Genomic DNA, 20,455 nt, shown 5'->3' with positions numbered 1-20,455 from the left:
TACTCCTTTAGATATAGCTAACTGCTGCCTAATTCCCTTTTTGGAATTGATTCCATCTTTATGATGAAAGAGTCAATTTAAACAAAGGGTGATGACCTATGAGTAATGTAGATCTGTTAGGACGCCGTAAATTTATTGCTGGACTAGGTGTAGCAGCAGGGGCTGCAATGGTAGCGCCTGCGATGGCTGTTTCTGAAAAGGCAGACGGTGTTAAGTGGGACAAGGAAATTGAAATTGTCATTATTGGTTCGGGTTTCGCAGGATTAGCCGCCGCAATTGAAGCGACTAAACTAGGCGCTAAAGATGTCCATATTTTCGAGAAAATGTCTTATTTTGGTGGTAATTCGGCGATTAATGGTGGCTTGTTTGCCGCCCCTGGTACGCCAATGCAATCTAAAGAAGGCGTGAATGACTCAGTAGAGCGCATGGTTGCTGATCAAATGGCTGCTGGACGTGGTATCGCTGATGAAGCTTTATTACGCCATGTTGCAGAACATGCAATGGAAGCGTTGCAAATGACCTTTGATGCGGGGTCTGAATACCATCCATATTTACAGCAACTTGGTGGTCACTCGGTTGCGCGTACTTACCAAACAACTGTGAGTTGTGGCGCGGGTATCACTCAGCCTTTATTACATAAGTGTCGTGAATTGGGTGTTCATACCCATAATCGCTCGAAATTTGAAGGTTTCTTGATTGGTGATAAAGGTGAAGTTGTAGGCGTTAAAATGCGTGATAACTACCACTTTGGCGAAGACCAACCTGGAAAAATTATTAATATCCGCGCAAAACGCGGTGTGATAATGGCAACTGGCGGCTTTGCTCAAAACGTTAATTTACGTATGGCGCAAGATCCAACATTAACCTCTGAAGTGGGTTGTACCAATGCGCCTGGTGCTACAGGTGAGGGGATGTATGAAATGTTCCGCTTAGGCGCGGTACCTGTCCATTTAGCGCATATTCAATCTGGCCCTTGGGCATCACCTGATGAAGGTGGATTTGGCTATGTGTCTAACTACTCTATTTATAACTTTCCACATTCAATTGCGATTAACCGTTTAACTGGTCAGCGCTTCATGAATGAAATTGCCGACCGTAAAACCCGTGCTGATGCTGAGTTAGCTTGTCGTGATGAAAAAGGCAATGCATTACCACCAATCTTAATTACCAGCTATAAGGATTCTAAAAAGCATCCTAATACTAAAAAGGTCATTAAGTATAACGTCGGCTGGAAGTTTGATTCTGTCGAAGAATTAGCTGCGCATTTCAAAGTGCCATTAAAAGCACTTAAAACCCAAATTGAAGAATATAACCAGTACGTTAAATCTGGTGAAGATACTCAATTTGGCAAGAATATGACCAAAGCTAAAGATAAGTATATTGAAGCACCATTTACTGTGGTTCGTTTATGGCCAAAAGTGCATTACTGCCAAGGCGGCGTGCAAATTACCACTAAAGCTGAAGTGAAAGATAGCTTTACAGGTAACCCTATCAAGGGGTTATATGCCGCAGGTGAAGTGTGTGGTGGTATCCATGGTGTGAGCCGTTTAGGTAGTTGTTCTATTCCTGAATGTATGGTCATGGGTATGACAGCCGCCCGTAGCACAATGAAAGCTTAACCCAATTAACAAGAGGAATTATTGATGAAAACATTAAAGATGATGCTTGCGTTGGGATTACTTTGCTTAAGTAGTGCAACAGTACAAGCGGTAGAAATCAGAGCTTACCATCAAGACGTTATCGGCAAAGATTGTAAAGCTTGTCATGACAATGGTATTAAACAATTTCCATCAGACCAAGCTTGTCAGCAATGTCATGATGTGGATGAATTAGCTGAAACAACTGCCCGTAGTGAAGAGGATAAGTGGCAAAACCCACATAACAACTTACATTACGGTAAAGAGTTACCTTGTCAGGAATGTCATGGTGAACATAAAGCGAAAGAGCCGATTTGTAGTGACTGTCATACGTTTAAGTATGATAAGCACAAAAAATAATACTTAATTGTCACGCCTCAAAAGAAGATTGAGCTAGTACAAATAATGAGTTATTAATTTCCCCATTTAAATTCATTTATGAAGTCTTCTGAAAGCCTCTAACTATCTGGTTAGGGGCTTTTTGTTTTTTAATCGTTTTGAATTATTAGCTATCAGCCACTTCTGCTAAGTTTTCAACATTGGCTTTGATTAGAGTGATCAGTTGCTGCGTTGCATCTGTTTGAGTATCTGGATTGAGATATAAGGCTTCATTGAATACCGGCAATATAGGCAGTCCGTGCTCAACGGGATCTAATATCTGCATTTTATCGTTGATCCTAAATTCGGCAACGGGTGCAATAGTCAGATCATTTTCAACGGCCATACATAAGGCTTGGGGTGAGGGGGTTGAAAGTAATACGTTGATCGAGCGCATTGTCAGTTGATGGTTAGCAAATACTTGGGCACGAATAGGGCAGTTTTCTGGGTATAAAGCCATTGGGATCGTACTACGTTTATGAGCATTACCATTTTTAGCAGCAACCCAATGAAAACGTCGCTCAAACAGTAATTCACCGTTGGCCGGTGTTTGCCAATGTGTCGCGACTATCACATCAAACTCACCTTGCTTCAGGCGTTTGTAAAGGTTGCCACTTACGTCTGTATCAATCACTAATTCGATACGAGTAAATTCACGAATAAATTCAAGTAAACAGCTACTTAGATAACGTTTTATATAGTCTGTTGGCACGCCAAGACGGATGATTTCACGGTTTTGACTATCTTTTAAATCATCTAAAGCTTGTGAATTAAGTTGCATCATTTTATAGGCGTAATTGAGTAAAGTTATACCAGACTCTGTCAGTGTTACCCCTTTATTATCACGTATTAATAATGGCTGGCCGACACTCTCTTCCAACTTTTTTATTTGCAAACTCAATGCTGATTGAGTTCGACAAATTTGCTCAGCTGCTTTCGAAAGATTGCCATTTTCTGCGACCGCAATGAAGCTTTCTAGTAATTCAATTTTTAACATAGGCTTTAGAAAAACTGGCTATTGATAATGTTCATAGTGGTATCAGTATTACTTAATATCGAAGTCGTAAAAAGCTTGTTATCGTGTGAATGTGAACTGATAACATAATTTTGATATGAAGTAAGGAATGTAACATGGGAAGTTGGCAGCAAAGAGGTGAATACCTAGTTGAAGTGTCACAACGATGCTTAAAAGGACATAAAACTTTTGATTTATGCCGTTCACATTTAGTCAAAGCGAGCCAGATTTCAAAAGGAACTATTTATAATCACTTTCCGACAGAGGCTGATTTAATGGTCGCGGTTGCTATTAATGATTTAAATCGCTGGAGTGCTCAAGCTGAACTTGATAAACAGGATTATCAAGATCCTCTCATTCAATTTTTAGCTCATCAATGTTGGCGATTACACGACACTTTAGTGAATAAGACTTTTGTTATTGAAAGAGTTATGCCTAACTCTGAGGTACTATCACAGGCAAGTGAGGTTTATCAGTTAGCATATAAGCAAAGCTACGATGCTTACTTTGTATGGTTCAATGAGATGATTGCTAGAATTGGTAAAGTTGAAGGCTTTAATCGAGGTGAGTTAGTGATTAACTATTTACGCGGCGCAATAATTAACACTGATGATGCTGATAAAGATGGTAATGATGTCCAGCTATATTATCAATACTGCTACGCCATTGTGCAGTTATTGGGGCATTCAGATAAGCGTTTACCTGGGATAGCTAAATTTCAAGAGTGGTTAAATAACATGCCGCAGCAACAGTGTGCGGCATAGGTTAAGTAAGGTGGAGAGTAAAACTCTGCACTCGATACAGGCTTAGCCTTGATAAAGTCTCCGTATATTATTCCTAATTAGCTTGTTTGAACTACACTGTTTAAGTGTGACTTTATTGCAAGTATTAGATGAAAAAGGAGGCGTATGAAAATATTGATCATTTGTTTTGTTGGATTTTTTTCCTCGAATATCTTTGCTGAAACATTCACTGCACATTGCCGCAATTACCCTCCTGAATTATTTTTTGAAAATGGCGAATGCAAAGGTGTCGTTCCTGAAATGATGACTGATATCTTTATTGAGCTAGGGCATCAGATTAACTGGGAAAATGTACCATGGATCCGTTCTATTAAAGAAGCTGAAAGTGGCAAGGTAGACCTATTAGTTCGCCATTCTATGACTGAAGCAAGACAAGTATTTCTATATCCAATCGCATACGGTTATTACATAAGAAATCTGAATTTTTATAAATCTCCTAGGTTAGACGTAGATATAAAATCATATAAAGAACTCGATAATTATAGAGTTGGCGCTATTCGAGGTAATTTCTATTCACCAACATTTTCAACTTTCGAGAGTAGGGAGTTAACTCTGGTGGGTAAAACACAGCAATTGGTGGGAATGTTAGAAAGGAACCGTATAGATGTTGCCGTTACCTCAGCTTCTCATAATGTTGAGTTATTTGAGGGTAAGTTTGAAAAAATTACTCTTGTAGATACTTTTGAAAATCCTATGTATATCAGCATACCTAAAAAGTCTAAAGCAGTTAAATTGTATTCTGACGTGGCTAGATTGATAAAAGAGTATGGCGACACAGGTAAGATAAATCAGTACTTTGAACGATATGGATTAGAAGTGCCTGAACAAATTATTGAATAGATTACAGTGATAAAACCCAAAAATGCCAACATTCAAGCTGGCATTAATTCTAAACTGAATTCACGATATCGTGTTTTTATTAAAAACTCGTCATTATATTTTTTTGATAAAATCCATCACTTTAGCTTTGGGTAAACGAGTGATTGTTTGAATATTATCGAATGTTATGACTTGATGCGGACGGTGTAGCTCAATGGTATCAAGTTGGTGAAGCCATAAGTGACCGGTCATGGTTGCATCGGCTAACGCGCGGTGAAATACACCATCATTGGGTAATTGATGATAATCCACCAAGGTCCCTAATTTATGATTGGGCGCATCTTGGTTAATTCTGCGTGATAACAATAAAGAACAAGCAAACTGTCCAGAGTATTGGTAATTAATTCGCTCGAATTCAGCATCTAAAAACTTCTTATCAAAGCTAGCGTTATGGGCTACAAGGTTGAAGTCTTCAATAAAATTAGCAAACCGCGCCATGACCGTTTCGCAGTCATCGGCTGTTTGCAGCATTTGATTACTAATACCTGTGTAGTTTTCAATAAAACTATTTACTCGACGCCCTGGATTCATCAATTCTTGAAATGAATCAACTACCACACCATCAACTAGCTTTACTGCACCAATTTCAATTGCGCGGTCACCATTATCTGGTGATAAACCTGTGGTTTCAAAGTCGAGAACGATGACGGTATTTGCTAATGTGCTTGATGCTATAGACACTGAATTTCTCTTTTAAATGTGGAACTTATTTACCAATACAAAATGAGCTAAAGATTTTACCCAATAGATCATCAGAGGTGAATTTACCGGTAATTTCAGATAGCGCCATTTGTGCCATGCGCAGTTCTTCTGCCAGTAACTCCCCTGCTAAATACACTTCCAGCTGTTCTTTACCTAGCTGTAAGTGACTTGATGCTAAGTCTAATGCTTCTAAATGGCGACGACGGGCGATAAAGCCGCCTTCTAGGTTACTTTGGTAACCCATTAATGTCTTAAGGTGCTGTTTAAGTTCTTCAACGCCTAAACCTGTTTTAGCAGAAATGCGGTAAACGTTATAACCATGTTCATCTGTGGTCATAACAGGCTCGCCGGTTAAATCAGCTTTGTTACGTACAACTGTGACGCCAAGTCTTGATGGTAGACGCTCGATAAAGTCAGGCCAAATATCATGAGGGTTAACATCAGTAGTGGTTGTGCCATCAACCATAAATAACACTCTATCTGCAGTGTCTATTTCATCCCAAGCTCGCTCAATACCTATTTTTTCTACGGTATCAACGGTGTCACGTAAACCTGCAGTATCGATAATATGCAGTGGCATACCATCAAGGTGAATATGTTCACGTAGCACATCACGAGTCGTACCTGCTATTTCAGTCACAATGGCAGACTCTTTACCTGCTAATGCATTCAGTAAACTCGATTTACCCGCATTCGGACGGCCTGCAATAACGACTTTCATGCCTTCACGGATAATCGAGCCTTGTTTTGCGCTCGCTTGAACTGAATCAAGTTTATCGATGATTTTATACAATGAGTTGGCAATTTTACCGTCTGATAAGAAATCGACTTCTTCATCGGGAAAATCAATCGCTGCTTCAACGTATAAGCGCAAGTTAGTGACTTGCTCTACGAGTTGATGTACCTCATCGGAGAATTCACCTTGGAGCGAGTTTAAGGCGCTTTTAGCAGCTTGTTCGCTGGTGGCATCAATTAAATCGGCAATGGCTTCAGCTTGGGTTAAATCAAGCTTGTCGTTCATAAAGGCTTGTTCACTAAACTCACCTGGCTTAGCAATACGAAGTCCTTCGACTTCCATCACACGCTTAATCAGCATGTCTAGTACGATTTGACCGCCGTGGCCTTGTAGTTCCAATACATCTTCACCAGTAAAGGAATTAGGTCCTTTAAAAAATAAGGCAATTCCTTGGTCAATGACTTCTCCAGAAGCACTTTTAAAGTCACAGTAATCGGCATAACGAGTTTTAGGTAAGTGGCCTAGAACGCTGTGCGCGACTTCAGTTGCTTTATCACCTGATACACGAATGATACCTACGCCGCCACGACCTGGTGCGGTTGCTTGTGCCACGATAGTGTCTGTCATTGAGGAAAACCTTGTTGAAAATAGTAAAGGAAAAGGCGGCTTAATAGCCGCCTTTAAAGATTATATCAGTTTGAGCTATGACTTATTTTAAGCCTTTTTTCTCAAGACCTGCATAAATAATCTTTTGTTGTGTAATCGCCACTAAGTTACCCACTAACCAGTATAGTACTAGGCCTGATGGGAACCATAGGAAGAACACAGTAAAGATAACCGGCATCCACTGCATCATCTTAACTTGCATAGGATCCATGGTTGGTGCCATTGGTTGCATTTTCTGCATTAACCACATTGACACACCCATTAGTAACGGTAGTACGTAGTAAGGATCTTGAACCGATAAATCGTCAATCCAAAGCATGAATGGTGCGTGACGCAATTCATAACTTTCTAGTAATACCCAGTATAATGCGATGAAAATTGGCATTTGCAGCAAGATCGGAAGGCAGCCACCCATTGGGTTAACTTTCTCTTTCTTGTACAGCTCCATCATTGCTTGACCCATCTTCTGGCGGTCATCACCGAAACGCTCTTTCAGTTCAGCAAGTTTTGGCTGTAGGTTACGCATTTTTGCCATTGAGGTGTATTGCGCTTTAGTCAGTGGATATAACAGACCACGAACAGAAAGCGTAATTAAGATAATTGCCAAACCCCAGTTAGTTACAATCGACTGGAAGAACATCAGTAGTTTGTAAATTGGAATAGCTAACCACCAAAGGAAACCATAATCGACCACTAAGTTCAGGGTTTCTGAAATAGAAGAAAGGGCTTTCTGGTCTTTAGGACCTACAAAGAACTGCGCACTGATGGTTTGTTGTGTACCAGGAGCAATATCATGAACAGCACCACGGAAACCAATGTTCGCTTGTCCACCAGCACTCATGCTAGTGAAAATAGTGTTTGAATCAGTTGCTGGTGGCACCCAAGCTGACACGTAGTAATGTTGAAGCATTGCAGCCCAACCACCCAGTGTTTGTTGGTTCAGGTTACTTTTAGCAATATCTTCAAAATCATACTTTTCGTAACGCACGTTTTGAGTAGAGAATGCTGCACCACGGTAAGTTGGCATCATCATGCTGCTTTCAGATGCTTGAACGGTTTGTTTAATTTGACCGTACATTTGCATTTGAAGCGGAGCTGCAGTGGTGTTGTTTACGTTGTAATCAACAGTCACATCATATTGGCCACGAGTGAAGGTAAATACTTTGGTGTAACTTGCGCCATTTGCATCTACATAGCTTAATGGTACAGATAAAGAGTCTTGGCCAGCGGCTAATTCATATTCTTCTGATTCAGCAGAAAAATGAGCACGTCCATGAGTACTGCTATCAATACCATCACGACCGATTAAACCACTTTGAGAAATATAGTTGAATGTACCGTTTTGCTCTAATAGAACAAATGAGTCATCACTGTCGATTTCAACTTTATGGTCAACCAGCGCTGCGTAAACAATATCACCACCGACAGGGTCGATTTTAATATCTAGCTGATCAGTTTTAACTGAAATGAGGTTTTGCGTCGCCGGTAATTGAACAGGCATGCTTGAATCAGCATCGGGTACATCGCCAATGTTTGACGAAGGTACGTTATTCGTTTGAACAACCGATTGTGTTGCTGTCGGTTGTGGTGCTTTATCGTCTTGCCATGCTTGCCAAAGTAAAAAACTGACAAACAGTAGTGCGATAAGCATTAAATTGCGTTGAGATTCCATAGCCTATTTGTTACACCTGTCGTTTTTAGGGGGGACGGGATCACTTCCGCCGGGATGTAAAGGGTGACATTTTAGTATGCGTTTCGCTGCAAGCCAACAACCTTTCGCAGTTCCATGCGTTTTTATTGCATCAATTGCATAATAAGAGCACGTTGGGTTGAATCTACAGCGAGGTCCCAGCATGGGGCTGATAAGAAGTTGATAACCACGAATAGCCTTGGTGGCTAGCCATTGTAACGGCGACTGAGCTTGCGCCATAACTTCTCTGTTAATTTATGTAGTTCTGCATTTTCCATATCGACCACGCCATTTCGAACCAAGACTACAATATCAAGATTTGGGATGTCATGCTGACTTAAACGGAAATTTGTTCTGATTATTCGCTTAATACGATTACGGTCGCTGGCATTTTTAACAAAACGTTTAGCAACTGTTAATCCAATACGAGGATGTTGTTCTGAATTAGGTATAGCGAGCAGAGTTATTTCAGCAGAAGATGCTTTGATGGGATTTGAAAATACAGATTTAAATTGCGCGGGAGTTAACAAACGTAACTCCCGCGTAAAAGCATAGCTAGTCACTATGAATATCTACCGATTAAGCAGATAAACGAGCGCGACCTTTTGCACGACGACGTGCAATCACTTTACGGCCGCCTACAGTGGCCATACGTGCGCGGAAGCCGTGAGAACGCTTACGCTTCAGGTTGCTTGGTTGAAAAGTACGTTTACTCATTTTGGCAATCCGTATATTTAGTAGTTAATAAACCTTACATTCTTAAAATAAGAGGTAAGGGCAAAAAAGAGGCCGAATTGTAATCACTTTAATCACTACCGTCAACAAGGAAAGTAGCTATATGAACAATTTTTACCTAATTAGTTTTTCGTTAAACGCCAAAAATGCACCACAGGATGTGGATAACTCTGTGAATCAACACTACATGTAGTGGATCAAAGGCAGTTTTACGAGATCAAACTGCGGCTATTATAGATCAAGAGTGATCGGTTAATAAAGCAGGATCTGCGAACAAATACGATTAATTGGATCGTTTTTGATCTTTAAAGATCACAGATATCCACATACAATGATCAGGCTGGGGATAAATATTTTTTTATCGATAGCGATCATTGAGATCTAACGATAGAATACCCCTCCTTCAACAAACGATATTAAGGAATTTTAAGTGGCGGTTTCACTTTGGCAACAATGTATCGGCAGGCTGCAAGACGAACTTTCTGCGCAGCAATTCAGTATGTGGATCCGTCCGTTACAGGCTGAAATGGATGGCGATACTTTGGTACTTTATGCACCTAATCGTTTTGTACTCGATTGGGTTCGAGATAAGTACATCAATATCATCAATCAATTTTTTACCGAACAGTTAGGTGGAAATGCCCCTAAGCTGCGCTTTGATATTGGTAGCCGTCCGTCAGCGGTCAGAACACCTGCACCTGTAAAGGCAGAGGTAAGACAACCGCAAAGCACTCAAGCTAAGCCACGTGTTAGCACTGCATTTAATACGCAAGCAGAGCCAGTTGAACATGCGAACCATCGCAGTAACATCAACCCAACTTACCAGTTTGATAATTTTGTTGAAGGTAAATCAAACCAATTAGGTAAAGCGGCGGCACTGCAAGTAGCAGAAAACCCTGGTGGAGCATACAACCCATTATTCTTATATGGCGGCACCGGTTTAGGTAAAACCCATTTATTACATGCTGTGGGTAATGGCATTATTAAAAATAATCCCAATGCTAAAGTGGTTTATATGCATTCTGAGCGTTTTGTTCAGGATATGGTTAAAGCATTGCAAAATAATGCAATTGAAGACTTCAAACGTTATTACCGTAGTGTAGATGCACTCTTTATTGATGACATTCAATTCTTTGCCAATAAAGATCGTTCACAAGAAGAATTCTTTCATACCTTCAATGCACTATTAGAAGGTAATCATCAGATCATCCTGACATCTGATAAGTACCCTAAAGAAATTGATGGGGTAGAAGATCGTTTAAAATCACGTTTTGGTTGGGGTTTAACGGTGGCGATTGAGCCTCCAGAACTGGAAACCCGTGTGGCAATCTTAATGCGTAAAGCAGAAGAGAGTGGTATTAACCTTCCTGATGAAGTGGCTTTCTTTATTGCTAAGCGTTTACGTTCTAATGTTCGTGAATTGGAAGGCGCATTAAACCGCGTGATTGCCAACGCTAACTTTACCGGCAGACCCATCACAATTGATTTTGTCCGTGAAGCATTACGTGATTTATTAGCACTGCAAGAAAAATTAGTGACCATTGATAATATTCAAAAGACGGTTGCTGAATACTACAAAATTAAAATGGCTGATATGTTATCTAAGCGTCGTTCTCGCAGTGTTGCGAGACCTCGTCAAGTCGCGATGGCATTATCAAAAGAACTAACAAACCAAAGCTTACCTGAAATTGGGGATGCCTTTGGGGGTCGTGATCATACTACCGTATTACACGCATGCAGAAAAATTGCCCAATTGCGTGAAGAAAGTCATGACATTAAAGAAGATTATGCTAACTTGATACGTACATTATCTTCTTAATATCAGGAAATTGAGTCGAATGAAATTTTCAATTGATAGGGATGCCCTATTAAAACCACTTCAATTAGTGTGTGGCGCAGTAGAAAGACGTCACAATTTACCTATTTTATCCAACTTGCTAATCGAAGTTAGTGAAGACTCACTTAAGCTTACAGGTACGGATTTAGAGGTTGAGCTTGTTGGTCAAGCTCCTATTCAAGGTGAAGTTGAAGTGGGCAGTACGACTGTTCCTGCTAAAAAGCTATTAGACATTGTTAAGTCACTTCCAGAACAAGTCGAAATCAAGATTGAGCAACAAGAAAACAAATGGTTATTGCGCTCAGGCCGAAGCCGATTTTCTTTAGCAACCTTACCAGCATCCGATTACCCGAATGTTGAAGCATTCCAAGCTGAAATAGAATTTAGCCTTAAACAAGGCACGCTTAAGTCGATTATTGATTCAACTCAATTTTCAATGGCTAACCAAGATGTGCGTTATTACCTGAATGGTTTGTTATTTGAAACCTCTGGTACTTCATTAAAAGCGATTGCGACTGACGGACACCGTTTAGCATTAAGTCATCGTGACATTGGTATTGCACTACCTGAAAAGCAAGTCATTGTGCCGCGTAAAGGTGTGGTAGAAATGTCTCGTTTGCTAGAAAGTGAAGACAAAGAAATTAATATTGCCATTGGTGATAGTGCTATACGTGCGACCACTGACAATGCAGTATTTACCAGTAAGTTAGTTGATGGACGCTTCCCTGATTATCGCCGTGTATTGCCAAAAGGTGGTGATAAGATTGTCGTTGCTAGTCGAAACCACTTAAAACAAGCATTAACACGAGCTTCTATTTTATCTAATGAGAAGTTCCGTGGTGTACGTATTCAGCTTGAGCCAGGTTTATTGCGCATTACTGCCAATAACCCTGAGCAGGAAGAAGCTGAAGAAATTATCGATGTTGAATATAACGCTGAAAATTTAGAAATTGGCTTCAACGTAAGCTATTTGCTAGATGTATTGAATAACTTAGCCAGTGACGACGTCAGAATCACGCTTATTGATGGAAACTCGAGTGCGTTAATAGAAAACCACGCCGAAGAAGATTCAATGTATGTCGTGATGCCTATGCGTTTATAGTTTCTATTGAACTAAATAGATTACCGAAACGTTTTTATCCCAAGAAGGTGCTACATTAAGGCACCTTTTTTAGTTTTATGTCTTTGTTGATAGGTTTGAGAAATTACCACTCATGAGTTTAACCCGTCTTAATATCGCCCAGTTTCGTAATATCCTTTCGGCGTCATTAACACCAGCGTCAGGTTTAAACTTGATTTATGGTGAAAATGGCAGTGGAAAAACCAGTATATTAGAAGCGATATATTTTTTGGGAATGGGGCGTTCTTTTCGAAGTCACTTATCGCAAAGGGTGATTAATATTGAGCAAGACAGCCTAACGTTATTTGCCGAACTCGAAATGGAGTCGGGTGAAGCGAAATTAGGCCTAAGACGTTTTAGAAATGGCGACATTGATGTCAAAATGAATGGCGATAAAGTGAAGCGATTATCTGTTTTAGCTGAAACGTTACCTATTCAAGTTATCACCCCTGAAAGTTTTTCTTTGCTATTTGAAGGTCCAAAAGCCCGCCGTCAATTCATTGATTGGGGCGCTTTTCATGCTGACGTTAATTTTTATCAAGCATGGGTAAATACGAGAAGAATTTTAAAGCAAAGAAATCAGCTGCTTAGAGACGGTTCTTCTTATGCCACAATTCAATTTTGGGATAAGGAATTGGTGCGGTATGCTGAACAAGTTACTTCGATACGAAATCACTATGTAGACTCGTTAAATGAGCTACTTAAGGGTATAATCGAAGAGTTTTTACCACGAGTTGATATTAAAGTTTCCTTTACTCGTGGCTGGGATAACAAAACGGATTTTTCCGAGTTACTCGAAACTCAATATCATCGAGATTTATCATCGGGTAATACAGGTAGTGGACCACACAAAGCTGATTTGCGATTACGTGTTGGCAACCTACCCGTGCAAGATGCGTTATCTCGAGGACAGTTAAAATTATTAGTCTGTGCACTGCGTATTGCACAAGGCAAATTGCTTCAAGAACAACAGAACAAGCATAGTATTTACCTTGTGGATGATCTTCCATCTGAGTTGGATGCACAACATAGGCAGCTATTGCTAAAACAGTTAACCGAAACCGGTGCACAAATTTTTGTCACAGCGATTGATCCTGTTGCAATAGTCGATTCGCTGGCAAGCCCGCCAAGTAAAATGTTTCATGTGGAACACGGGCAAGTCACGGTAGTTGAATAAAAACGAGAGAGAAATATGTCAGAGAATAGTTATGATTCTTCGAGTATTAAGGTTTTAAAAGGCCTTGATGCAGTTCGTAAGAGACCAGGGATGTACATCGGCGATACAGATGATGGTACGGGTCTTCATCACATGGTATTCGAAGTGGTCGATAACTCTATCGATGAAGCCTTAGCGGGTCACTGTAATGACATTACTATCACCATTCATGCTGATGGTTCTGTATCTGTTACAGATGATGGCCGTGGTGTTCCAGTTGCAATCCATGAAGAAGAAGGGGTTTCAGCTGCAGAAGTGATTATGACCGTACTTCATGCTGGTGGTAAGTTCGATGATAACTCATACAAAGTTTCTGGTGGTTTGCACGGTGTAGGTGTTTCAGTAGTCAACGCATTATCTGAAAAACTGCAAATGATCATTCGTCGTGATGGTCATATTTATGAACAGTTCTACACTATGGGTGTTCCAGATGCGCCTATCGCACCAGTTGGTGATACTGAAAAGACTGGGACTCATATCCGTTTTTGGCCAAGTGCTGAAACCTTCTCAGATACCTTGTTCCATTTTGATATTCTTGCCAAACGTGTACGTGAATTATCATTCTTGAACTCAGGTGTGGGTATCCGCCTTGTTGACGAACGTGATGAGCGTAATGAATTCTTTAAATACGACGGCGGTATTAGCGCATTCGTAGATTACTTGAACCGTAACAAGACGCCAATCAACAAAGACGTATTCCACTTTACTCAAGAACGTGAAGATGGCATTACCGTTGAAGTCGCAATGCAGTGGAATGATGGTTATCAAGAAAGTATTTTCTGTTTTACCAATAACATTCCACAACGTGATGGCGGTACTCACTTAGCGGGTTTCCGTGGTGCATTAACACGTAACTTAAATAACTACATGGAGCGTGAAGGCTTCAATAAGAAAGGCAAAACCAACGCAACGGGTGATGATGCTCGTGAAGGTTTAACTGCGGTTGTTTCTGTAAAAGTACCAGATCCAAAGTTCAGTTCACAAACCAAAGATAAATTGGTTTCAAGTGAAGTGAAAGGCGCTGTAGAACAAACAATGGGTGAGCAGTTAAATGATTACCTATTAGAAAACCCTGTCGATGCAAAATTGATTGTGGGTAAGATTGTTGATGCCGCTCGTGCTCGTGAAGCAGCGCGTAAAGCTCGTGAAATGACACGTCGTAAAGGCGCACTCGATTTAGGTGGTTTGCCAGGTAAACTTGCAGATTGCCAAGAGAAAGACCCTGGTCTTTCTGAAATCTACATAGTGGAAGGGGACTCTGCTGGCGGATCAGCCAAGCAGGGACGTAACCGTAAAAACCAAGCGATTCTTCCGCTTAAAGGTAAAATTCTAAACGTTGAGAAAGCACGTTTTGATAAAATGTTATCTTCGCAAGAAGTGGCAACGTTAATTACTGCACTAGGTTGTGGTATCGGCCGTGAAGATTACGACCCAGAGAAAACGCGTTACCATAACATCATCATCATGACCGATGCCGACGTCGATGGCTCGCACATTCGTACCTTGCTATTGACCTTCTTCTTCCGTCAAATGCCTGAGCTAATTGAGCGTGGCTTTATCTATATTGCACAGCCTCCTTTGTTTAAAGTTAAAAAAGGTAAGCAAGAGCAGTATCTAAAAGATGAGCCAGCGTTAACTGAATACTTAACTACTCAAGCGTTGGATGGCACTCATATTTATCCGACTCAAGGCGCTCCAGGTATGACTGGTGAACCTTTAGAACGTTTAGTGAGCCAATATCGTGAAGTTGAAGCAATCATTGAGCGTTTAGCTAAACGTTACCCTGAGTCTATTACTAATCGTATGATCCATCATCCAGGTGTGAGCAATGAAATGCTATCTGATGAAGGTCAAATGAAGCAGTGGTGTGATGCATTCGTGGCAGACTTAATTGAACTTGAGTCTGATGGTGTGATTTACAGCATTGAGCCGGTATTAGATCCAGAGCGTAAAGCTTACCTGCCTAGCTTAACGATTCGTAAGCATGGTATCGATACTAATTACTTGTTCAGCTATGACTTCTTCCAGTCAAACGACTACTCGCTTATTGCTAAGCTAGGTAGAGCGTTAGACGGTATGATTGAAGAAGGCGGTTACATCAAACGTGGTGAGCGTATGAAGGAAGTAGAAACTTTCTTAGAAGCGCTTGAATGGACGATGAGCGAAGCTAAACGTGGTCTTTATATCCAACGTTATAAAGGATTGGGTGAGATGAACCCTGAGCAATTGTGGGAAACTACAATGGATCCTGAAACACGTCGTATGTTGCGTGTGACGATTGAAGATGCTGTAGGTGCTGATCAACTATTTACAACGTTAATGGGTGATCAAGTAGAGCCACGTCGTGACTTTATTGAAACTAACGCATTGAACGTAGCTAACTTAGACGTGTAACAATTATTCGTTAAGTCTTAAATTAAAAGGGAAAGCTTTGCTTTCCCTTTTTTGTGCCTACATCTCAGTGTCACACTCAAGCATGCCCATCCCAATACATTTACACATACACAACCACAACCACATGCACAATCAGCTACTTGCACAAAATCTATTTCTGCTTTTCTGTGATTTGCTGACTCAATGTCTGAATCGCAATTTCTAGTTTTTTAATCTCTCTTTGGGTTGCACTGCGGTTCATCTCATTAAAGGTCCACATTTTTATTGCTATTTGCATCATACTACTCAGTAGTAGGCCCACTCCCCATTGCAGTTTAGTTGCCATTGATGACTCTACAAAAAAGAATTCATAGCCACACCACAACATCAGAGCAGAAAGACCAAATGCAACAATAGTCGATATGATCATCCAGCCACCTAGCCTACCTTGATAGGCACTTGCCAGCATACTCCACAAATTGGGGTCTCGATTTATTTGGGCTTTTAATAACTCATTTTCATGCTCAAGCTGTTCACGTATTTTGTCATCTAAACTCATAATTAATCCTTATCTAATACTTGTTTTAACGCTGCTCTGGCTCGAAACAGTCTTGATTTAACTGTGCCTGAAGCAATGTTTAAAATGTGACTTATTTCACTGAGACTGAAGCCTTCTAAGTAAAATAAATGAATAACCTGATGCTCAATTAAGCTTAAATGCTTCATTGCTTGTGCTAACTCTGATGTATCGGCTTTGGTTTCTGCTGCTATCTCACCTATTGCATCAAGTGGGGTATACATATGCTTTTTATTGCTTTTGACCATATCTAAAACTTGCCAATGAGTTAGTTTAAATAACCAAGTCTTAAATGCTGCAGGATCATTTATTCTAGTCATTGTTGTTGAAAGCTTTAGCCATGCCTCTTGAACAGCATCCTGAGCTAGCCCTTTGTTGCTGGTTGTTCTATATGCAAACGACAATACTTGCGGATAAAAGTGCTGATAGAGCTGATCAAACGCTTTTAAATTTCCAGCTTGCGCTTCAAGTACCCAAAGTTCTATTTGTGCTTGTCGGATAAATAGATACTCCATGTAAGGTTTTAACAAGATGTAGAGTAAAGACGAGAGACAACATTGAATGGTTCGGTTTTTTATTATTTATTTTTACTGTGATGACTCATAGAGGTAATGATATAAGCAAAGGGTTATAAATCATTATCCGTTAAAGGGATAAAATAAATTTGTTTGTTTGGATATAATGTTACGTTCACTTTTAGACACTATTGGGAGATATCTTTTTATATTTCCAAATGTGTGAAGTGGTTACGTTCTTGATTCCTTGCGGTCGCTATACTTTATACTAGAACACAGTAAAGGATTACTCTCGGTTTAGTGGTTATTACTTTTACTTAGGTCATACAAGTGGTTAAAGCATTATTTAATAAGATATTTAATATTCGCTCTAAGAAAGAGGTGAATGCTGCTAGCGCATTAAATTCGCAAAACAGTCTTTTATCTAAAACGTCTTCTGTAAACGCATCACATGCGGTTAGCAAAACGGCGACACATCAGTCTACAAATCAGCCAGCGCCAACGATAGCAATCGCTGTCGACTCTTCAGCTTTGTTCTACAGCTTATTGTTTCCTGTAAGCGATCAAGACACTGGCGCAATGGCCAATAGTTTAGAGCGCAATGTTCTATCTAAAATTGAGCAGGCTTTTAGTTCGCCAAAAGTGATTGCAGAGAAGGTACTTAAATTGCCAAGCCGTTTATCTGAGTTAGATAGAAAGTTGGCTCAAGAAGATATTGATACTAAAGATTTGCTCGGCATGATTGAACAAGATCCTGTTTTGAGTATCGAGGTTTTAAAACTATGTAATTCCAGTGCCTTTAAACGTTCTGACAAAGAGATTACTAGCTTACAGCAAGCTGTGGTTCAAATTGGTTTGCAGCAGCTGCAGTTGTTTGTACGTACTAGTTTGATGAAAGAAATGATAAATATTAAGCCTATTTACTTCAGGCGTTTTGGTGCCGAAATTTGGCGCCACTCTATGCAGGTTGCCTTTCTTGCGAAGGCGTTTGCTGACGAGGATGGTGACACAGCTTTTTTTCTCGGTTTATTGCATGATGTGGGTAAAATTGCCATTTTTAAAATGATGATTGAAGCTTTTAGACAAGCAGAACCGGGTGAACAGCCTAGCTCAGTGTTGTTTAAGCAAGTCATGACCACTAAATCATTAAGCTTAAGTGCGTTGCTGGTTAAACATTGGCAGTTACCTGCTCAATTTGAACAGCCATTAGCGCAATTGGCTAACTCACTTCATCAACCTACTGATCCATTAGCAATCGCGGTATGGCGAGCCAATATTGTCAGTGAATGTTCTATGCTAAAGCAGGTGAATAAATTAACTGTTGAGGCGCAGGGACAACTTTTGTCTCAAGTGAAAATAGATGCCGAGCAGTTTGAAGTGCTGCATCAAAAGTTGCTGAGTTTATAGTCATAAGTCGATCTATCTTCGACGTGATTAATGCTTGATGAATAATAAAAAACGCGCCGAAAGGCGCGTTTTTTTATAAGTGCTTATACGACATATTCATTACTGAAGTAATGAAATATCCGCAGCATGTAAGAATTGTTCACGTAAGCTATTTAACAGTGCTAAACGGTTATTCTTAAGTGCTGCATCATCAGCCATTACCATCACATCTTCAAAGAAGGTATCAACGCTTTCACGTAGATTTGCTAGTAAAGCTAGTGCTTCTTGATAGTTAGCGGCAGCAAATAAAGGCGCTAGCTGAGGTTGTAGCGCTGCTAATTTGTCTGCTAATGCCTTTTCAGCACTTTCAACTAAAAGTCCAGAATCAATAGTAGATGGGATTTCACCTTCAACTTTAGCCAAGATATTAGACACACGCTTATTGGCAGCAGCAAGCGCTGATGCTTGCTCTAAAGTTCTGAAGTGAGCCACAGCTTTAATGCGACTTTCAAAATCTGCAGGGGCAGTCGGTTTGCGTGCTAAGACCGCAAGAATAACATCAACACCCACACCTTGATCTTGATACCAAGAACGGAAGCGGCCCATAAAGAACTCAAGTACTTGCTCAGATACTTTATCGTTAGTCAGGTTTTCACCGTGTAATTCTTTTGCTTTAGCAATCAAATCAACTAAATCTAACGGTAAATTGTTCTCTAAACAAAGGCGCAAAATACCGATAGCAGCACGGCGAAGTGCGAATGGATCAGCTGCGCCTTTTGGTGCTTGGCCAATACCAAAAATACCCACTAAAGTATCAAGCTTTTCAGCTAATGCGACACAGATTGAGATAGGTGCAGTAGGCACAGTATCGCCAGAGAATTTAGGTTTGTATTGCTCAGCGAGGGCAACAGCAATCGCATCAGTTTCACCGTCTAAGCGTGCATAATGCATGCCCATAGTGCCTTGAAGGTCGGTAAATTCCATCACCATATTGGTCATCAAGTCTGACTTAGACAATAAACCTGCACGCGCAGCTTCTTCGCTATTTGCACCTATGCTGGTGGCAATGAAACTCGCCATAGCTGAAATACGTTCAACGCGGGCTTTAATCGTGCCTAATTGCTTTTGGAAAACAACAGACTCTAAGCTGGATAAACGTGTTTCTAAAGACTGTTTTTTGTCAGTTTCAAAGAAGAATTCAGCATCAGCAAGGCGAGGGCGAACGACTTTCTCGTTACCCGAAATAATCTGCTGTGGATCTTTAGATTCAATATTGGTGACGAAGATAAAGTTCGGTAATAACTGACCCGATTTATCAAATACTGGGAAGTATTTCTGATCGCCTTTCATGGTGTAAACCAAGGCTTCAGCTGGCACATCTAAGAATTTTTCTTCGAAGCTTGCAGTCAACACAACCGGCCATTCAACCAATGCTGTGACTTCTTCAAGTAGTTCATCTTCAAGTTCTGCCACGCCGCCGATTTGTTTGGCTGCAATTTCAGCATTCACTTTAATGATGTCTTTACGACGTTGGTAGTCAGCTAATACTTTACCTTGCGTTTCTAACTCGGTTAAGTAGTTGTCTGCATGGTCTAGTTCAAAGGTATCAACACCCATGAAACGATGGCCACGGATCGTGCGTGCTGATTCAATACCTAATAATTCACCAGCAACTAACTCATCACCTAATAACATGGTTACGGTGTGAACAGGACGGATAAACTGTGTAGTATTGCTACCCCAGCGCATAGGCTTAGGAATAGGTAACTTATCAAGTGACTTTTGCGCCATCGTTGCAATAAGTGACTTAGTTTCAACACCAACCACTTTTGCTTGATGTAATAACCATTCGCCTTTATCTGTTTTAAGGCGGTCAGCTTGTTCAACGGTAATACCGTTACCACGAGCCCAGCCCATAGCGGCTTTTGTTGGGTTACCTTCAGCATCAAATGCTTGTGCAACTGCAGGGCCACGTTTTTCAACAACTTTGTCTGCTTGAGCGACAGCGAGTTGCTCAATACGAATCGCCAGACGGCGAGGCGCTGCATACCAAGTAGCATCTGAAAAAGCTAATTCTGCTTTAGTTAACTCTTCGGTAAAGTTTGCTAGAAATGACTCTGCAAGTTTACGTAATGCTTTTGGTGGTAATTCTTCTGTACCCACTTCAATGAGTAAGTTTTCAACGTTCAT

19 protein-coding genes are annotated in these 20,455 nt (G+C 40.5%); 9 read left to right on the top strand and 10 right to left on the bottom strand.

What is annotated here, in order from left to right; genetic code table 11:
- Positions 1-98 precede the first annotated feature (98 nt).
- Together BCU84_RS16255 and BCU84_RS16250 are read left to right on the top strand one after the other, a co-directional pair.
- Positions 99-1,619: a flavocytochrome c gene (locus tag BCU84_RS16255; RefSeq protein WP_102529125.1), complete on the top strand. Its 1,521-nt coding sequence runs from the start codon at positions 99-101 to the stop codon at positions 1,617-1,619.
- Positions 1,620-1,643: 24 nt separating this feature from the next.
- On the top strand, positions 1,644-1,997 hold the full coding sequence (locus BCU84_RS16250; protein ID WP_102529124.1) for a cytochrome c3 family protein: 354 nt from the start codon (positions 1,644-1,646) through the stop codon (positions 1,995-1,997).
- 145 nt (positions 1,998-2,142) lie between these two features.
- Here the strand turns inward: BCU84_RS16250 and BCU84_RS16245 are convergent, their stop codons facing one another.
- The gene (locus BCU84_RS16245) at positions 2,143-3,012 is read right to left on the bottom strand and encodes a LysR family transcriptional regulator (protein WP_102529123.1); all 870 of its coding nucleotides are present in this window, start codon (positions 3,010-3,012) and stop codon (positions 2,143-2,145) included.
- A gap of 134 nt (positions 3,013-3,146) precedes the next feature.
- Here BCU84_RS16245 and BCU84_RS16240 point away from each other — a divergent pair, with 134 nt between their 5' ends.
- Entirely contained in the window at positions 3,147-3,794 is a 648-nt protein-coding gene (locus tag BCU84_RS16240; protein WP_102529122.1) for a TetR/AcrR family transcriptional regulator, read from the top strand.
- A 144-nt stretch (positions 3,795-3,938) separates the two neighbouring features.
- The gene (locus BCU84_RS16235) at positions 3,939-4,673 is read left to right on the top strand and encodes a transporter substrate-binding domain-containing protein (RefSeq protein WP_102529121.1); all 735 of its coding nucleotides are present in this window, start codon (positions 3,939-3,941) and stop codon (positions 4,671-4,673) included.
- A 93-nt stretch (positions 4,674-4,766) separates the two neighbouring features.
- Here BCU84_RS16235 and BCU84_RS16230 read toward each other — a convergent pair whose 3' ends face one another.
- The 6 genes from BCU84_RS16230 to rpmH all read right to left on the bottom strand — a co-directional run bounded on the left by BCU84_RS16230 (position 4,767) and on the right by rpmH (position 9,223).
- Entirely contained in the window at positions 4,767-5,393 is a 627-nt protein-coding gene (locus BCU84_RS16230) for a 3'-5' exonuclease (RefSeq protein ID WP_241906462.1), read from the bottom strand.
- Between the two features lie 25 nt (positions 5,394-5,418).
- Positions 5,419-6,777 (bottom strand): tRNA uridine-5-carboxymethylaminomethyl(34) synthesis GTPase MnmE, encoded by a 1,359-nt coding sequence (gene mnmE / locus BCU84_RS16225; RefSeq protein ID WP_102529120.1) that lies wholly within the window; start codon positions 6,775-6,777, stop codon positions 5,419-5,421.
- An 82-nt stretch (positions 6,778-6,859) separates the two neighbouring features.
- On the bottom strand, positions 6,860-8,488 hold the full coding sequence (gene yidC / locus BCU84_RS16220) for a membrane protein insertase YidC (protein WP_102529119.1): 1,629 nt from the start codon (positions 8,486-8,488) through the stop codon (positions 6,860-6,862).
- A gap of 3 nt (positions 8,489-8,491) precedes the next feature.
- Positions 8,492-8,746, bottom strand: coding sequence for a membrane protein insertion efficiency factor YidD (gene yidD, locus BCU84_RS16215; protein WP_102529118.1), 255 nt, complete (start codon positions 8,744-8,746; stop codon positions 8,492-8,494).
- Complete coding sequence (gene rnpA / locus BCU84_RS16210; protein WP_102529117.1) at positions 8,713-9,069, bottom strand: ribonuclease P protein component; 357 nt, start codon at positions 9,067-9,069, stop codon at positions 8,713-8,715. Before rnpA ends, yidD begins: the two co-directional genes overlap by 34 nt.
- 16 nt (positions 9,070-9,085) lie before the next feature.
- Positions 9,086-9,223: a 50S ribosomal protein L34 gene (gene rpmH / locus BCU84_RS16205; protein WP_011867659.1), complete on the bottom strand. Its 138-nt coding sequence runs from the start codon at positions 9,221-9,223 to the stop codon at positions 9,086-9,088.
- A gap of 448 nt (positions 9,224-9,671) precedes the next feature.
- Here rpmH and dnaA point away from each other — a divergent pair, with 448 nt between their 5' ends.
- From dnaA to gyrB, 4 genes are all read left to right on the top strand, one after another.
- Complete coding sequence (gene dnaA, locus BCU84_RS16200; protein ID WP_102529116.1) at positions 9,672-11,060, top strand: chromosomal replication initiator protein DnaA; 1,389 nt, start codon at positions 9,672-9,674, stop codon at positions 11,058-11,060.
- 19 nt (positions 11,061-11,079) lie between these two features.
- Complete coding sequence (gene dnaN / locus BCU84_RS16195; protein ID WP_102529115.1) at positions 11,080-12,180, top strand: DNA polymerase III subunit beta; 1,101 nt, start codon at positions 11,080-11,082, stop codon at positions 12,178-12,180.
- A 112-nt stretch (positions 12,181-12,292) separates the two neighbouring features.
- Complete coding sequence (gene recF, locus BCU84_RS16190; protein WP_102529114.1) at positions 12,293-13,375, top strand: DNA replication/repair protein RecF; 1,083 nt, start codon at positions 12,293-12,295, stop codon at positions 13,373-13,375.
- 15 nt (positions 13,376-13,390) lie between these two features.
- Positions 13,391-15,808, top strand: a complete 2,418-nt coding sequence (gyrB, locus tag BCU84_RS16185; protein ID WP_102529113.1) for a DNA topoisomerase (ATP-hydrolyzing) subunit B — start codon at positions 13,391-13,393, stop codon at positions 15,806-15,808.
- Positions 15,809-15,959: 151 nt separating this feature from the next.
- Here gyrB and BCU84_RS16180 read toward each other — a convergent pair whose 3' ends face one another.
- Both BCU84_RS16180 and BCU84_RS16175 read right to left on the bottom strand, forming a co-directional pair.
- A complete protein-coding gene (locus tag BCU84_RS16180; protein WP_102529112.1) occupies positions 15,960-16,346 on the bottom strand; it encodes a DUF6768 family protein in 387 nt (128 codons plus the stop codon).
- Between the two features lie 2 nt (positions 16,347-16,348).
- Positions 16,349-16,879, bottom strand: a complete 531-nt coding sequence (locus BCU84_RS16175) for a sigma-70 family RNA polymerase sigma factor (RefSeq protein WP_102529111.1) — start codon at positions 16,877-16,879, stop codon at positions 16,349-16,351.
- Positions 16,880-17,383: 504 nt separating this feature from the next.
- Between BCU84_RS16175 and BCU84_RS16170 the strand changes: the two genes are divergently transcribed.
- Entirely contained in the window at positions 17,384-18,286 is a 903-nt protein-coding gene (locus tag BCU84_RS16170) for an HDOD domain-containing protein (RefSeq protein ID WP_241906464.1), read from the top strand.
- A gap of 99 nt (positions 18,287-18,385) precedes the next feature.
- On the opposite strand, the gene glyS is transcribed toward BCU84_RS16170, so the two are convergent.
- Positions 18,386-20,455: a glycine--tRNA ligase subunit beta gene (gene glyS / locus BCU84_RS16165; RefSeq protein WP_102529110.1), complete on the bottom strand. Its 2,070-nt coding sequence runs from the start codon at positions 20,453-20,455 to the stop codon at positions 18,386-18,388.

Origin of the sequence: Shewanella sp. 10N.286.51.B7, assembly GCF_002873615.1 — a bacterium.
Taxonomy (GTDB): domain Bacteria; phylum Pseudomonadota; class Gammaproteobacteria; order Enterobacterales; family Shewanellaceae; genus Shewanella; species Shewanella electrodiphila.
This window is presented reverse-complemented; position numbering and strand designations above follow the sequence as displayed.